General features: G+C 67.7%; 12 protein-coding genes and 2 pseudogenes. 7 read left to right on the forward strand and 7 right to left on the reverse strand.

Features of this window, described 5'->3' with window-relative positions; all coding sequences use genetic code 11:
- Positions 1 to 407: pseudogene (locus AB0M79_RS34575) on the forward strand (transposase); the annotation flags it as partial.
- A 757-nt stretch (positions 408 to 1,164) separates the two neighbouring features.
- On the opposite strand, the gene AB0M79_RS34580 reads toward AB0M79_RS34575, so the two are convergent.
- The 3 genes from AB0M79_RS34580 to AB0M79_RS34590 form a co-directional block, all read right to left on the reverse strand.
- Complete coding sequence (locus AB0M79_RS34580; protein WP_364222468.1) at positions 1,165 to 1,434, reverse strand: hypothetical protein; 270 nt, start codon at positions 1,432 to 1,434, stop codon at positions 1,165 to 1,167.
- Positions 1,435 to 1,650: 216 nt separating this feature from the next.
- On the reverse strand, positions 1,651 to 2,829 hold the full coding sequence (locus AB0M79_RS34585) for an IS110 family transposase (protein ID WP_364222471.1): 1,179 nt from the start codon (positions 2,827 to 2,829) through the stop codon (positions 1,651 to 1,653).
- A gap of 270 nt (positions 2,830 to 3,099) precedes the next feature.
- Entirely contained in the window at positions 3,100 to 3,636 is a 537-nt protein-coding gene (locus AB0M79_RS34590) for an alpha/beta hydrolase (protein ID WP_364222474.1), read from the reverse strand.
- 62 nt (positions 3,637 to 3,698) lie between these two features.
- Between AB0M79_RS34590 and AB0M79_RS34595 the strand changes: the two are divergent.
- The 3 genes and pseudogenes from AB0M79_RS34595 to AB0M79_RS34605 all read left to right on the forward strand — a co-directional run.
- Positions 3,699 to 4,556: pseudogene (locus tag AB0M79_RS34595) on the forward strand (peroxidase family protein); the annotation flags it as partial.
- A 169-nt stretch (positions 4,557 to 4,725) separates the two neighbouring features.
- Positions 4,726 to 5,517 (forward strand): hypothetical protein, encoded by a 792-nt coding sequence (locus tag AB0M79_RS34600; RefSeq protein ID WP_364222476.1) that lies wholly within the window; start codon positions 4,726 to 4,728, stop codon positions 5,515 to 5,517.
- 183 nt (positions 5,518 to 5,700) lie between these two features.
- Positions 5,701 to 6,930, forward strand: a complete 1,230-nt coding sequence (locus AB0M79_RS34605; protein ID WP_364222479.1) for a phospholipase — start codon at positions 5,701 to 5,703, stop codon at positions 6,928 to 6,930.
- 589 nt (positions 6,931 to 7,519) lie between these two features.
- Here the strand turns inward: AB0M79_RS34605 and AB0M79_RS34610 are convergent.
- From AB0M79_RS34610 to AB0M79_RS34625, 4 genes are all read right to left on the reverse strand, one after another.
- Positions 7,520 to 8,116 carry a carboxymuconolactone decarboxylase family protein gene (locus AB0M79_RS34610; protein ID WP_364222482.1) on the reverse strand — a complete coding sequence of 199 codons (597 nt, stop codon included), beginning with the start codon at positions 8,114 to 8,116 and terminating at the stop codon, positions 7,520 to 7,522.
- 109 nt (positions 8,117 to 8,225) lie between these two features.
- Entirely contained in the window at positions 8,226 to 9,059 is an 834-nt protein-coding gene (locus tag AB0M79_RS34615; protein WP_357528994.1) for a carbohydrate ABC transporter permease, read from the reverse strand.
- A gap of 100 nt (positions 9,060 to 9,159) precedes the next feature.
- Positions 9,160 to 10,080, reverse strand: a complete 921-nt coding sequence (locus tag AB0M79_RS34620; RefSeq protein ID WP_364222485.1) for a sugar ABC transporter permease — start codon at positions 10,078 to 10,080, stop codon at positions 9,160 to 9,162.
- A complete protein-coding gene (locus tag AB0M79_RS34625; protein WP_364222488.1) occupies positions 10,080 to 11,408 on the reverse strand; it encodes an extracellular solute-binding protein in 1,329 nt (442 codons plus the stop codon). The genes AB0M79_RS34620 and AB0M79_RS34625 overlap by 1 nt, the downstream gene beginning before the upstream one ends.
- Positions 11,409 to 11,701: 293 nt before the next feature.
- Here AB0M79_RS34625 and AB0M79_RS34630 point away from each other — a divergent pair, with 293 nt between their 5' ends.
- Genes AB0M79_RS34630 through AB0M79_RS34640 form a run of 3 tightly spaced genes read left to right on the forward strand, consistent with a single transcriptional unit; the run spans position 11,702 to position 15,802 of the window.
- Entirely contained in the window at positions 11,702 to 12,505 is an 804-nt protein-coding gene (locus AB0M79_RS34630) for an IclR family transcriptional regulator (protein ID WP_364222491.1), read from the forward strand.
- A gap of 47 nt (positions 12,506 to 12,552) precedes the next feature.
- On the forward strand, positions 12,553 to 14,364 hold the full coding sequence (locus AB0M79_RS34635; protein WP_364222494.1) for a thiamine pyrophosphate-binding protein: 1,812 nt from the start codon (positions 12,553 to 12,555) through the stop codon (positions 14,362 to 14,364).
- 52 nt (positions 14,365 to 14,416) lie between these two features.
- Entirely contained in the window at positions 14,417 to 15,802 is a 1,386-nt protein-coding gene (locus tag AB0M79_RS34640) for an aspartate aminotransferase family protein (RefSeq protein WP_364222497.1), read from the forward strand.
- Positions 15,803 to 15,808 lie beyond the last annotated feature (6 nt).

The raw sequence follows: 15,808 nt of genomic DNA on the forward strand, positions 1-15,808 counted from the left end.
GGCAGACCTTCCTGCGCCGTTTCGACCTCGAGCACACGTTCCGACTGTTCAAACAGACCCTGGGATGGACCCGCCCGAAGATCCGCACCACCGAAGCCGCCGACCGGTGGACCTGGCTGATCATCGCCGCCTACACCCAGCTACTCGCCCGACCCCTCGTCGCGGACCTACGCCGGCCATGGGAGGGGCCAGCCGCACCCGACCGGCTCACTCCCGCCCGAGTCCGCCGCGGGTTTCGGAACCTGCGTCCGACCACCGCCCTGCCAGCCAGTGCACCGAAACCCGGCAGACCAGGTCCTGGACGACCACCAGGCTCCCGCAACCGCCGGCCCACACCCCGTCATGACGTCGGCAAAACCGTCAAGCGTGACCTGACCATCACCGCACGAAATCGACACGATGGTTAAAGAAAAAGCTAAATCCCCGATGCCGAAACCTGGTGGGACCGGAAGCCCTGGCGCCAAGGCCCGGTCCCACCCGAGTTTCCCGGCACCCAGCGCCGCTCCCGCTGCAACGTACGGTCAACCCCGGATGCATAAAGCGAGAAACTCACACTCATCGGCTACTTGTTTCATTGACCTGCGACCGTTGCCCGGCCAGGCTTCGGTCGAGGCGCCCGGGCTGTCGCTCTCACATCGGCTGCCCACGTGGACTTCGACCTGTATCGGATCAAAACCCAGATCAGCGGCCAGGGGTCGAAGATCGACGTCGACTGATTGCCCGAGACAAGGTCAACCTCGACATCACCTGGCTGCGCGACCAGTCCCTGGAGGACATGGACAACCTCCCCGCGCCCGAGATCATTGCCCGCGAGATCGTCGAAGATCTCACCGCGGCGTTGGCGGAGTTCGAGGCGGTTGCCGCCGCGATAGCCGCGAACCACGATCCCGAATGAGGTGCTCTGAACGACCAACCTTCAACCCAAGCAGGCGCTGAGACCGCGGGCCACGCTCGATGTCGCCGCTGCTCATCGTAGGTTGCGAGCACGATCAGGGCATGCAGGCTTGTCTCTAGCCGGGGGCACAGGCAGATCTTGTGCAAACCATCCCGGACGGCACCGCCGTCCGGGATGTCCGATTTAGATGCCCATACAAATGATCAACTCGCTGTCGGTCCGATGGACCGGTGGGGTAGTGGTATCGATCGCCCCTCGGACACGTACAGTTATCCCACAGAAATCAGCGTCAGGCGTAGCCTCGACGCTGATTTTGTTTTGCCCGGGGTATAGGTGAGAGCGAGCCGTAGCTCGCGGTAGACGTTGCTCTTGTCCTTGCCGTCGGCGTCCCGCAGTGTGTTGCGGATGTCGTCGTCGGCGAGGTGATGGGGAGCCGGTTCTTGTGCTGCCTTATCGCGTTGGGCGGCGGCGGCATGAGTCCACGAAGCACGTAGTGGCGGCGCGCTGTCCGTTGTCGGTGCCGGTGCGGCATCGGCCATTGGCCGCCATGATCGTTTGAGTCAGCTCGAAGTCGTTGAGGCGGGGTGCGTGTCGGCGGTTCGGGGTGCCCGGCGGGCGTCCAGGGCCCGGTCGTGTGGGTTGGGTGCACTGGTTGGTGGAGCGCTTTCGGCGCGGATGTTCCGGAAGCCTCGGCGGACGCGGGCGGGGATGAGCCCAGCCGATCCCTCGACGTGCGGATCTGGCTCCCCTCTGTGTCAAGAGGCCGCAGCGAGGGTTGTTCTAGGCTGGGGTGTGGCGGGTCCGGGAAGTGACTTCTCCGAAGAGCCGGCATGGGGATGTGAGCTGGTCACGCTGGAGTCAGTAGTCGTCTCCCGTTGTCCTCCCGGGCCCGTCGCCGTAGCCATCGTGGCGTCGTCGATCATCTGTCGGTAGACGATGTCGGACAGGCGTCGTTTCAACGCGCGCATCGCTTCCATCGATGTCTTGCCGGAGGCTTTCTTCCGGTCGAAGTAGGTGCGGCCTTCGGTGGGGTTGCGTAGCTGGACGGTGGCCATGATGTGCAGCACCCGGTTGATCTGCCGGTTTCCGGCGCGGGAGAGCCGGTGTCGTACCTGTTCGCCGGAGGATGCGTCGATGGGGGCGGTGCCGTTCCAGGAGGCGAAGTGGGCGCGGTTGGGGAACCGGGTGATGTCGCCGACCTCGACCAGCAGCCGGGCGGCGCCGGAGGGTCCGATGCCGTGCAGGTCCATCAGCGTGGTGCCGGTGGAAGCCACGAGCTCTTTCAGTTCCTTGTCGGCTTCCTTGGATCGTCGGTAGACCCGTTCGAGGTCGCTGATCAGTTCCGCGGCGACCCGGCGTCGGGTCTTGCCGACCGTGTCACGGGGTCGGACCGTGGCCAGCAGTGCTTTGGCCTGGGCGGCGGACAGGCTCTTCTTCGCGCCACCCGGGATGAGTTCGAGGAGTAGTTGGTGCAGCTGGGACACCATTCGGGTGTGGTCCTCGCCGAGGGATCGGCGGCGGTCGACCAGGATCCGCAGCAGGGCGAGCTGTTCGTCGTTGACCACTGGACGTAGGCCGGTCATGCGGGTGCCGACCAGCGCGATGGAGTGGGCGTCGGTGGCGTCGGTCTTTCGGCCCTGGCCGGTGGCGAACACCCGCGCCCGGGCGGACAGCTTCGGCGGGACGTCGACGACCTGTTCGCCGTCGGCGAGTAGCCGGTTGGCGATGTGCCGGCCGATTCCCTGGCAGCCCTCGATCGCCCAGACCCGGGTCGGCCACTGCGTGGCGTACGTCTTCATCGCCGCGTAGCCGTCGCGGTCGGTGTCGAACCTGCCGCCGCCGATCACGGTCTCGTCGCCGGCCATGATCTCGATCGTGGCGGAGCGTTTGTGCGGGTCCATCCCGATGACCACATGGTCCGATGTGACAGTCAACGTGTCCTCCGATGCTCGATTCACCTGGTTGTCGAGCCGGGAGGGCAACGCTACTTCGAGCCGAGCAAACCCCTCTTGAGCCTCTCCCCGCCCTGGGCGACGCCCGGAGCCGCGCAGGCCAGATGAGAGCCACACGACCAGCGTGGGCAGCCGAATTGAGAGCGACAGCCCGGGCGCCTCGACCGAAGCCTGGCCGGGCAACGGTCGCAGGTCAATGAAACAAGTAGCCGAGTTCCGTGTAACCGATCAAGGTCCGGTGGCTTGCTGGCGTCAGCGGATAAGCCGGTCGAGCAGTTCGAACCGTGGGTACGGCTGGTTGTAGTCGCCGAAGTGTCCATCGTCGCGCACGATCTGGGTGCCGCCGAGCCGCTCGAACATGGCGCGTCCCTGTCGGTCGTCGCAGCCGTACGGATCCTTGCGAGAGTTGATGAAGTAGATGTCCCGGACGTGCGATCGGATCGCAGCCCAGTCGTAGTCCTGCTGGAGGACCGGCTCCTCCTCCGTGTTGGGTCGGGTGCAGTAGCCGGCGACCAGGATTGCCTGGGCGACGGTTACGTCCACATGCTCCAGAAGCGCGAGCAGGAGAGCCGCGCCGCCGGAATGACCCACGAGAACCGTGTCCTCGGTGAAGCGGTGCCCGTTCAGCACCTTCGGCAGGAACGTAGCGATCGGTTCGACGTTGATACCCGGGTGATGCGGCACCTCGACGTCGTATCCCCGGGCCGCGAGCCGCCCTGCCAGCCAGGGGTACCAGCATAAGTCCGGATTCGCGCCGGTCCCGTGGAAGATGATCGCTCTGCGCTCCACCGGGTCCCCTCTGGATCGGTCGACGTCCCGATCAAACCATGTGTCACGGCGTACCGACGCACGCCGCCCTCAAGGTCAAGGTCCTCGAGTCGGGTCTGTCCGTCTCCCAGGTGGTCGCCACGGCCTGGGCGTCGGCGGCCAGCTTCCGCGGCACCGACAAGCGCGGCGGCGCCAACAGGGCCCGTATCCGCCTCGCGCCGCAGAAGGACTGGGAGGTCAACAACCCGGCCGAGCTGGCCACCGTGCTGCAGACGCTCGAACGGGTCCAGCAGGACTTCAACGGCGCACAGACCGGCGGCAAGAAGGTGTCGCTCGCCGACCTGATCGTCCTCGGCGGGTGTGCGGCCGTCGAGCGGGCGGCCAAGGACGCCGGGCACGACATCACCGTCCCGTTCGCGCCGGGTCGTACGGACGCGTCGCAGGAGCAGACCGACGTGGAGACCTTCGCCGTCCTCGAACCGAGGGCCGACGGGTTCCGCAACTACCTGCGCGCCGGCGAGAAGCTGTCGCCGGAGACCCTGCTGCTGGACCGGGCGTTCATGCTGAACCTGAGCGCGCCCGAGACGACGGTGCTGATCGGCGGCCTGCGGGCACTGAACATCAACGCCGGGCAGTCCCCGTACGGCGTCTTCACCGATCGCCCTGGGACGTTGACGAACGACTTCTTCGTGCATCTGCTCGACATGGGCACGGAGTGGAAGACGGCCCAGTCGTCGGAGAACGTGTTCGAGGGTCGGGACCGCGCCACGGGCGAGGTCAAGTGGACCGCCACCGCCGTCGACCTCGCCTTCGGTTCGCACTCCCAGCTCCGCGCCAACGCGGAGGTCTACGCGACCTCCGCCTCGAAGGAGAAGTTCGTCCGGGACTTCGTGGCCGCGGGGGACAAGGTCATGAACCTCGACCGGTTCGACCTCGCCTGATTGCGTTGTCCGGGTCGGCCGTGCCTCGGCCGGCCCGGACGTCTCCGGTCGCGTCTTCACCGGCGCTGCAAGCGTTCTTCAAGCGTTTCTTCCAACGGGCTCTCCTAGGCTTGCCGACGCAGCCGCCCGGCCGTTCCGGTGCGGGAAACAGCCCCTTGGAGAAGCTCTCGTGAAGACCACTCGGCGGACTCTCGCCGGTCTCGTCGCCGCGTCCCTGCTCGCAGTCGGCACCAGCGGCTGCATACGGGTCTGGAGCTGGGACGGCATAGAGGAGGCGGATGCCCCCATGCGCCAGGCGCTGCTCGACGCGACCAAGGTGCTCGACCAGGGCAACTTCGCCTTCACCATCACCGACGGCTCCCAGAACAGCGCGGGCGTGGTGGACCTGGCCAGCAATAGCGCCGCCGTCAAGACCCTGTTCGACGTCGACGGCGGCTCAGGCACGTTGGACCTCATCACCGTCGACGAGAACCTGTGGGTACGGATCGACTACGGAGACGAACTCAACAAGGCCGCGGGCATCGACGCGTGGAGCGACAAGTATCTCCTCGTCGACCAGACCCGCGTTCCGGATCTGCTGGATCCGCCTCGGGATTCCGACGATCCAGACCCGGCGTCAGCCGCCGCGCTCTTACAGACAGCCGCCCGCATGTCGGAGATCGGATCCGGCGACTACCGCGGCTATGTCAACCTCAGCAAGGTGACCGATTCGATGCTGGTCGACGAGGAGATCCGCGAGGCACTCGGCGGGGCGACCACGTCCATCCCGTTCAGAGCCCGCATCGACGAAGAGGGCCGACTGGTCGAACTGACCATCTCGACCCCCGCCGCCGGAGAGTTCGAGGCGCGGTCCACCAAGATCGTGTACAACCAGTTCGGGTCGGCGATCCCACCGCGCCGGCCGACGGCCGCTCAGAGCATGCCGGCCCCCGAGACGGCGTACGAACTGTTGACCGACTGAGCGAGGCCACGGTCGGCGGAACCGGTCGCGAACCTCGCAGCACGTCGCGGCGCAGGGTTGCCGCGTACCTACCGGTAAGCCCAGGGGCACTGCCTGGACTTCTGGGCCCGGCTGGTCGTGTAGGTCCACACGGTCCTGGTCGCGGTTCGCCGTACCCAGCTGGCCAGACATTTCATCCAGTCGATGTCCAGTGCCCGTCCAGTGCCGACTGAAAGCCTGCCCGCAACAGCCAACACGGGCGGAGGGGAAATGGGATCGACACGTACCACCAGGAAGGTTCTTGCATTGGCTGCGGCGGTTGCGCTTGGGATGCTCGGCGCGCTGGGAAACACCCTCCCGGCATACGCCGCGCCGACTGCGGACGCCCCGGTGCTCCCCGATCAGGCGGTCACGGCGGCGCCCGGTGTGACCGCACAGAAGCCGGACGCCGCCAAGCGACCCGCGGGTCCGCGATCGGCGGCCGAGCTTGCGAACGGCTCGGCGGTCACGCTGCGCCCGCCTGCCGCGGGCAAAGCACCGCGCATGGTTAGCGGCGCACAACTGGAAAACGCGGGCTGCACGCCCTACATCAGCAGGACGACCAGTAAAGCCGGTCTCAACGTACGGATCGACTTCGTCACGGAGATCGTCTGCAACTTCTACCTCGCGGGCGCCGGGCAGGCACTTCTGATCGAGCGCACGTCCGGCTCGCCGTACAACGGGCAGGTCGTCGCGGCGGCGGCGCCGTTCTCGTTCGTCAACGGCTACTACGGCTACAGCGCCGCCACGGTGCTCATCGACGGGCGCGTCTACGACGGCGGCGCCCAGATCGAGATCGGATTCAACCTGGCGCTGCAGGCGTACAACGGCACCTGGGCCAACTGCCTCCCGCTGCCGATCGGGATGCGCTACCTGAGCGCCTGCTCCGGCCTCGGCACCAGCACCCTGTCGGTCGCGGTAGGGTCCGGCGAGATCTCCACCGGTCTCGCGCCCAACCGGCTGGCGGTGCTGGAGAGCCTCACCTCGGACAGTTCCGGCAGCTATGACTCGTGGAACATCGGGCGGTTCTACCGGGAAACCTACGCGGCGTACGAGTTCGACTGGTCCACCAACAACTGCACTTGGGCACCGGAGAATCCACTCGGATTCACGTTCGAGTCGGCCTGCGACCGACATGACTTCGGATACCGCAACTACAAGGCCGCTCAGCGGTTCGAGGCGAACAAGGCCCGGCTCGACCTCGCCTTCTACGGCGACCTGCAGCGGGTGTGCGCCAACTACCCCGCCGCGGTACAGCCTGCCTGCTACGCCCTGGCGAGGGTCTACTACGAGGCGGCACGGGAGTTCGGGTTGCTGAAGGTCACTCCCGAGCAGATCGACGACGCCGCCCGGCTCCTGCCGGACACCACGTCCGGCCAGGCCCCGGTGACCTGACCCGCCGATCGGCGGGTCTCCTCACGGCGGAGCCTACGGGCTTCGCCGTGAGGCACGTCCCGTCGCGGGTGCTACGACTCGGGGCACCCGCCCGCCCAGATGCCGCGCCGGTGGCGTTCGCCGTGCTGGCGGTGATCCTGCTTCTGGGACTTGTCGTGGAGACGGTTGTGCTGTTCCGCCCGGCCGGGAACGTGGTCGCCGGCCGGAGTGACGCCGGGCAGAATGACCGGATGTCCGCGAGGCCGCGCACGCCGCGGACGTCCTCGCTCAGCTGTCCGACCCCGGGCGCCTGCGGGCGCTGGCCGAGTTCGCCCGCCGGGGATCGCCAGGGTGGCCGAGTAGGGCCGCAGTGGGCCGGGCGTGTGCTCCATCGGATACGAGACCCCGCCCGGCTCGCTGAGCGGCAGCAGCGCCGTGGGCGAGAACAGCGGAGCGATCACCGTCGCGGGACGCGAAGGGTTCATCACTACGTCGCCGCTGAGCCTGTCGTCGAGGCCACGCCGCAGTGCCTCTAGATGGGCGGCAAGAGACGAGCTGCCGACCGCCCCGGCCGTCTCCATCAACCCGTACAGGACCGCCCGACGATCCGTCAGTCCTCTGCGGTTTGGGCAGTCCAGGGGCCGGTCACGCGGGCCGGCACCCGGAACACCCTCAGCTGCAACGCCAGTAGGGCGTAGTACCCGACCAGTGTGGTCAGCTCGACCAGTGTGGCCTCGCCGATGGCCTCCACGGCGGTGGTGTACTCGTCGTCGGTCAGGTCACCCGTCCGGAGCATCGCACGGGTGGTTCGGAGGACGACGCGTTCGGTCTGGTCGGTGAGCGCGGCGGGGTCGCCGTGTACGGCTGCGGCGAGTTCGGTGTCGGTGAGGCCGGCGGCACGGCCGTCCCGGACGTGCACCTCCCACTCGAAGTCGCTGCGGTGGTGTGCGGCGACCGTGAGGATCGCCAGTTCCCGTGCCCGTGCCGACAGGCCCGTACGGTACCGAATCGCCACACCAAGCGCTTGGAGCGGTTCGCCGACGGTGGGGGCGGTGACCATCGCGTTGAACGGGCCGAGCAGTGCGCCACGATCATCTACGAGTGCGGCCCGCCCTGCACCGCCGCGCGGGCCGCGTGTGATCGACTCGAAGGCGCGGCGCTGGTCGTCGTCGAGGTCCTCCGGCGCCAGCATCGGTATCCGGGACATCGCTTCCTCCTCGGGCGGGCTCATGAAGCGGCAGGCGTTGCGTCGGGTCGCTCAGGGCGACCTGGCCGAGGAACAGGTCCGGCGGACCGGCGGCGCTTGGCCGGCGGCGTCAGCCCTTCATGGCCCCGGACAGCAGCCCCTGGGTGAGCTGCCGCTGCAGGATGAACGCGAGGATCATCGGCGGGATGCAGGCGAGTACGGTGCTTGCGAACATCACGTCGTAGTCGGCACGCATGTCGCTGTACGTGGCGGCGATCTGCGGCTGGACCGTCATCACCGTCGGGCTGGAGGACAGCACGAGCGGGAAGATGAACGAGTTCCAGCTGGTCAAGAAGGTGAAGATGGCCGCGGTGGCGACGCCGGGACGGGCCGCCGGCAGCATGACCTTGCGCAGTACCTGTGGTTTCGACGCGCCGTCCACCCGGGCCTGTTCGTCCAGCTCGATGTCGATCGTGTCGAGGTAGCTCTTCATGAGCCAGATGCTGAACGGCAGCGTCACCGCGAGTTCGGCGAGCACCAACCCGAGGAACGTGTCGTAGATTTCCAGGCGGCTGAACACCAGGAACAGCGGGATGATGATGGCGAACGTCGGCACCATCCGGGAGACGATGAGCCCGTTGAGGGCGGTCGACCAGAGTCGGCCCTTCGCGCGTGAGAAGCCGTAGGCCGCGCTGAACCCGAGCAGGACGTTGAGCAGGGTGACCGCGACGCAGACGATCATGCTGTTCTGTAGGCCGAGCGCGATCAGTTCGACGGTGGTCGTGCCGTCTCCCGGGGCGAAGAGCGCGACCAGCAGGTCGATGTAGTTGTCGAACGTGACGCTCTCCGGTAACCAGGCAGGCGGAGTCCGCGTCATCTCGCCCACCGGTGACAGGCTGCTGCGGATCAGCCACAGGAACGGGGCGATGGACCAGATGATGACCAGAACGGTCGCGGACGTCACCCAAGCCGTACGCCAGCGCCGGCGTGGCCGCCGCTGAGGCTTCGCTTTCGTCGCTGTCTGCGTGGTTCGGGTCAGGGTAGCCTGCATCGCCGCTTCCCGTTCAGACGGCGGGACGCCGAAGCGCCCGCATGTAGACGAGGGACACGGCCATGACGATCGCCGTGAGGAAGTAGAGGATCGCCGCGCCCTTCTCGGTCGCCCCGTAGGTGAACATCGTCGCGTAGCCCCACCAGGCGAGCACCGTCGTCTCGTATCCGGGGCCTCCGTTGGTGAGCATGTAGACGAGGCTGAACGCGAGGAAGCCCTCGAGCGAGGCGACCACGAACACGACAGCGAAGCTGCTGCGCAGCCACGGCAGCGTGATGTAGCGGAAGCGCTGGAAGACGTTGGCCTGGTCGATCTGCGCGGCCTCGTACTGCTCCCGTGGAATCGCCTGCAGCCCGGACAGGAAGATCAGGGTCGCGTACGGTGCGATGCTCCAGATGAACGCCGCGCCCAACAGGACGAACGCGGTGGTGCCGTCGTTGAGCCACGCGCGGTACGCGTCGATGAGCCCGAGTTCGAACAGCAGACCGTTGAGGGCGCCGTACGAGCCGTTGTAGATCCAGCCCCAGATGACGGCCACCGCCACTTGGGACATCGACCAGGGAATGAGCATGGCTGCTCGGCCGAAGCTCCGCAGCGGCGAGGGGAGGTTCAACAGCAACGCCATGCCCAGCCCGAGCACGATCGAGCCGACGATCGCGATGGCGGAGAACAGGAACGTGTTGCGCAGGGCGATGGGTAGGACCGGATCGCTGAAGACGGCGGCGTAGCTGCCCAGGCCGAACGTGCTGCCGTCGTCGGTGGGCTCGGTGAGGCTCAACCACAGCGAGTGGATCAGCGGGTAGACGAGCACGCCCAGTACCACCACGATGGCCGGGCCGATGAGCGCGACCTCACCGAGGCGCTCGCGCCGCCGTGCCGCTCGTCGTGCCGCCGCGTGCGACGGCGGTACGACAGCGGTCGGCTGAGTGGCCATCACCGCCCCTGTGCGAAGGACGCCGAGGCGGTCAGCGCGTCCTTGATGCTCACCTTGCCGAGGATGGCGTTCTGTAGCTCGGACGCCGTACGGTCGAGCCACTCGGTGAACCATCCCTGCTGCACGACCGGCCCGATCAGCCGTGACTTGGCCTTCTGCTCGGCCACCAGCGTGGGGTCGGTGAACGTGCTCCACTTGGCGATGACGTCGGCTTCCTCGAACACCGGCGCGTAGCCCGGCTCGACGCCGAGGTCGATGGCGCGGTACCGAGTCGGGACGAGGTACTTGTCCTCCTTGTCCAGGCCGCCGAGGAACCGCGCGAGTTCGGGACCGTGCTCGACCTCGGCGCCCGACTTCGTGAGGCACACCCAGTTCGTGCCGGTCAGGCACTCGTGGGTCGTGCCCGGGTACATCATGAGCTTGATCTTCCCGGCGACCTTGGCGTACTTGGTCGTGTCGAGGTTGAGCACCGGGAGGACCTGCGAGAGGTTGTGCTGGAAGTACGCCGAGTTGCCGGCGGCGAAGATCTCCGCGGTCGCGTTGTGGTCGGCCGTCAGGACATCCGGAGGCACAAGTTCGGCCTCCCACAGCCGCCGCCAGAACTCGATCGTCTCGATGACGGCCGGGTCGTCCTGGTAGCGCGGGGCCAGCGTGTCGGGGTCGAACCAGTCCTTCGCGCCGCGGGAGTAGCTGTCACCGATCGCGAAGTACGTGATGAGGCTGTAGGCCTTCGTCCACATCGGCACGAACGGGTACCGTGACCCGCCCTTGTCCTTGAGCGAGGTGAGCTGGGTGAAGAACGCCTCCCAGTCGTCAGCCGGATCGAGGCCGCCGAGCACCGCCTCGTTGTAGACCATGACCTTCGTCAGGCCGTTGCCGGGAAGTGCGACCAGCTTGTTGTCGACCGTGGCCGACTGCAGCAGCGACGGGTACATGTCGTTCTTGACCTTCGACAGGTCCAGCTTGTCTTCGACGCTGACCAGCCAGCCCTCCTTGAGCCATTTTTGCGGGTAGCCCTCGTCGCAGGTGACGACCGTGTAGTCGGTTCCGCCACGCAGCCGCGTCTCGGTGGTCGGGTGGTAGTCCTTCGGCACGGCGGAGACGGTCACCGCGCTGCCGTACTGCTGCTTGAAGGTGTCGAGGTAGGGCGTGACCTGCTCGACTCCGAACGAAGGTGTGTTGTAGGTCAGCGTCGCGCCGGAGTCGCGCCCGCCGGATCCGCGACCGCAGGCCGCCAGGGTTCCGGCAAGAAGAGCGGCGCCACCGGCGCCGAGGAGTGTTCGGCGGGACAGGGCACGGGACAGGCCGATGCGAACTCCTGCGTCCATCTGCGTTGGTCCTTTCACGTCGCCAGCACGGGGTGGTGCTCGCCGTCGGCCGATGTGCCGTGTGGCACCACCAAGGTCGCGGAGCGTGGACGGGGCTACCGGACTGATGAGGCTCCGTCCTGGTAACGAGTGCCAAAGTAAATGGCTGATCGAACTTGCGTCAAGCACTGCCTTCTAGATCAATGCCTTGACGACCTGCGCAATCGTCTCTACTCTCCGTTTTGGTACCGAGTTCCAAAATTGCCGAGCGCCGTGTAGCGCCGGCACCATCCAGAACGGATTCAGGAGGCAGGGTGGCCACCCAGCAGGGAGCCGCGGCAGCAGCCCACACGACGGCCATGTCGCAGTCGATCCAGCGTGCGTTGGATGTGCTCGAAACACTCAGCACCGAGGCGCCGGAGGTCGGGCAGACACTGACCGAGCTGGCCGAACGGCTCGGGCTGCCGAAGTCGACGGTCGCCCGGGTCCTGTTCAACCTCGAGTCGCGCGGCTTCGTCGAGCAGGACGGTCTGCGCCGCTACCGGGTGGGCATGCGGCTGTTCTCGATCGGTGGCCAGGCGCTGGCCAACAGCCACCTGCGGGTGACGAGCCGGCCCTACCTCGAAGACCTGACCCTCCGCGTCGGCGAGTCGTCCTACCTGGGCGTTCTCGACATGCAGCAGGTGCTCTACGTTGACCGGATCGAGTCGCCGCAGCCGGTCAAGTTGCTCTCGCCGATCGGATCCCATCGTCCGGTCAACGCCACGGCGATGGGCAAGGCGCTGGTCGCGTGGATGGACGAGACCGACGTCCGGCGGCTGCTGAAGCGGACCGGCATGGCCTCCCGCACCCGGCACACCGTGACCGAGCTGGACGCCTTCGTCGAAGGGCTCGAGCGGATCCGCACCGACGGCGTCGCCGTGGACGTGGGGGAGTGGGACGAAGGGCTGACGTGCGTGGCCGCGCCGGTGCGATCCAGCAACGGCGCCGTGGTGGGCGCGCTCGGGATCAGCGGACCGAGCTGGCGCCTCTCCGGCGAGCAGCTCAAGGACGCGACGCGCCTGCTGGCGAAGGCGGTCGCCGACCTCGGCACCGAGCTGGCGCCCACGGTCCGCTGACCGCCGCCGGCCACGACGACGAGCAGAAACGATGACAGGAGACTTGGGTGGTTGAGGCAGTGCGGGAGCGCGACGATCTCGTCGAGGCTACGACGGAAAGCGGCGTCCGGGCGAAGGTCCGGTCGGGCGCGCAGGCCATCGTGGCGACCCTCGAGGCGTACGGCGTGCGATACGTCTTCGGAATGTGTGGCCACACCAACCTTGCGATGCTGGGCGCGATCGAGCAATCGTCGTTGACCTTCATCGGAGTTCGCCACGAGCAGGTCGCCGCACATGCCGCGGACGGATACTTCCGGGCCACCGGCCAACTCGCCGCCGTGCTCACCACGATCGGACCTGGCCTGACCAACGCCCTTACCGGCATCGGTGACGCGGCACTCGACGGCGCCGGCATGATCGTGATCGCCGGCGACGTGCCGTCGTATCTCGCCGGCCGGGGCGGCTTCCAGGAGCTCGACCTGCACGGCGAGGCCCAGCAGGTCGAGATGGTGCGGCCACTGGTGAAGCGGGCCTGGAAGGTCGCCAGTCGCGAGGGCCTGGCCGACGTCACCGGCCGGGCCTGCCAGATCGCCCTGGCCGACCAGCCCGGGCCGGTCCTGCTCGACGTGCCGATGGACCTCTTCTCCGCCACGTTCCGCGACGACATCCACGTCGCCGCGCATCGCGTGCCGGCCGACCGGCGGACGTACGCTCCGGACACCCAGGTCGCCCGTGCCGCCCAGATGCTGGTCGAGGCGGAACGGCCGGTCATCTACGCGGGCGGGGGAGCCGCCCGGTCGCGAGCCCGGGACTCGCTGCTCGCCCTGGCCGAGCACCTCGGCATCCCGGTCGTCACGACGATGGCCGGGCAGGGCGTGATCCCGCAGGACCACCCGCTCTGCGCCGGCTACACCGCGACGGTGGGCACGCCGCTTGGCCACGCCCTGGTCAACAGTGCCGATGTCGTCCTCGCACTGGGCACGCGGTTCGGCGAGATGGAGACCAGCTCGTACGACCCGGAGGTGTCGTTCCGCGTTCCGCCCACCCAGATCGTGCAGGTGGACGTGGACGCCAGTCAGATCGGACGCACGTACCCGGTGGCGCTCGGCGTCGTCGCCGACGTCGGCGCCTTCGTCGGCCAGTTGCTGGCCGAGATCCGTGGGGCCACGCCGCGCCGGAACTGGGAGAGCTCCGCGCGGTTCGCGGCGATCCAGGAAGGCATCCGCGCCTGGCGCGCGGACATCGAGCAGGGTCGGCACAGCGACGCCACGCCGATCACGGTCGAGCGGCTGCTCGGCGACATCCGTGAGGTGCTTCCGCGCGACGGCATCTTCCTCACCGACGTCGGCATCCGCCACCAGGTGGCGCAGCAGTTCGACGTCTACGACCCGCGCGACCACTACGTCGCCTCCGGCTGGGGCACGATGGGCGGCGCGGTCGCGGCGGCGCTGGGCGCCAAGGTCGGCGCGCCGGGGCGGGCGGTCGTGGCGGAGGTGGGCGACGGTGCGTTCACGTCGATCCTCAGCGCTGTCGTCACCGCCGTGGAGTACGACATCCCGGTCGTCTGGGTCGTGATGAACAACTTCGGATACAGCTCGATCTCGGTCTATCAGCACAAGCACGCCCTGGGCGCGCTGGGTACGACGTTCCGTACGCCGGACGGAAAGCCGTACAACCCCGACTTCGCCGCCCTGGCCCAGGCGTGCGGTGCGCTGGGCGCCGTCGTCACCGACCCCGCCGACCTCAGGTCGGCGCTGCGCACGGCGTTGGACTCGGGCCGGCCGTACGTGCTCGACGTGCACACCGAAAAGGCGCCACGGACCCGGGCGACCGGCAAGTGGGACGTCAACGACATCCTCTCCGGCAACCGGAACGCCTGACCGGTCGGCACGTTTCGAACGCACCCGAGGTCGACGATCGTTTGGAGGACCGATGACCGCTGTCCAACCGACGCAGTTGCAGAACATCGACGTGAGCGAGCTTCCGCGGCTCGTGACCGAGGTACCCGGCCCGCGCTCCCGGGCGCTGGTCGACCGGGAGCGCGTGCACAGTTCCCCAGGGCTGTCGGCGCTGTCGACCCTGTCCGGCGTGGCCGTCAACCAGGGGTTCGGCGCGCTTGTCGAAGATGTCGACGGCAACATCTTCATCGACTTCAGCTCCGGCACCGTCGTCACGGTTACCGGGCACGCGCACCCCACGGTCGTACAGGCGATCAAAGCGGAGATCGAGAAGTTCATCCACATCTACGACTACACGTCGCAGTCCCGGGCGGACTTCCTGGACTACCTGGTGTCGGTGCTGCCGGAGGGGCTGGACAGGGTACAGATGTACACGTCCGGCGCGGAGACCGTGGAGGCCGGGCTGAGGCTCGCCCGGTCGCACACGCGCCGCACCGAGTTCATCTCCCTCTACCGTGCCTTCCACGGCAAGACGCTGGGCGCGCTGTCGCTGATGGGCGGCGGCTACAAGAAGGGCTTCGGGCCGCTCGCCAGCGGCTTCTACCAGACACCCAACGCCTACTGCTACCGCTGTCCGCTGATGCTGGAGCCGAAGACCTGTGGCGCCAAGTGTGCCGACTTCATCGAGAACGTCTTCGAGCAGGAGACGACCGGCAACGTCGCCGCCGTCGTGGCCGAGGCGATCCAGGGCGCCGGCGGTGCGATCGTGCCGCCGCCGGAGTACTTCACGAAGATCCAGGAGTTCTGCCGCCGCAACGACATCCTGCTCTTCATCGACGAGGTGCTCACCTCGGCCGGGCGTACGGGCAAGATGTGGGCCTCGGAGCACTACGACATCGAGCCCGACATCATGACGATGGGCAAGGGCATCGGCTCCGGCTTCCCGCTGGGCGTGGTCGCCTCGTCGGAGCGGGTCATGTCGTCGCTGCCCTGGGCCCAGCACAACGGCGGCACGAGCACGTACGGCGGCAGCCCGGTCTCCGCCGCCGCCGGCCTCGCCACGTTGATCACCATCGTCAACGAGAACCTCATCGAGAACGCGGCCGTCGTCGGCGCCCACATCAAGGGCAGACTCGAGGAGATGCAGACCCGGCACCAGTCCATGGGGGACGTCCGGGGCAAGGGCATGCTGATGGCGGTCGAGTTCGTCACCGACCGCCAGACGAAGGAGCGGATCAGCCAGGAGGCCGCGGAGTACCTGTACCGGGAGCTGGTGACCAACGGCATCCTCGTCGCCAGCGCCGCCCCGATCATGCGCATCACCCCACCGCTGGTGATGACCCAGGAACTCGCCGACCGGGCGCTGGACATATTCGATGCGGCCGTCGGCCGCATGGAGAACCAGTACCGCATCGGGTGAGGGGCG

It is taken from the genome of Polymorphospora sp. NPDC051019 (assembly GCF_040683055.1).
GTDB classification, from domain to species: Bacteria; Actinomycetota; Actinomycetes; order Mycobacteriales; family Micromonosporaceae; genus Polymorphospora; species Polymorphospora lycopeni.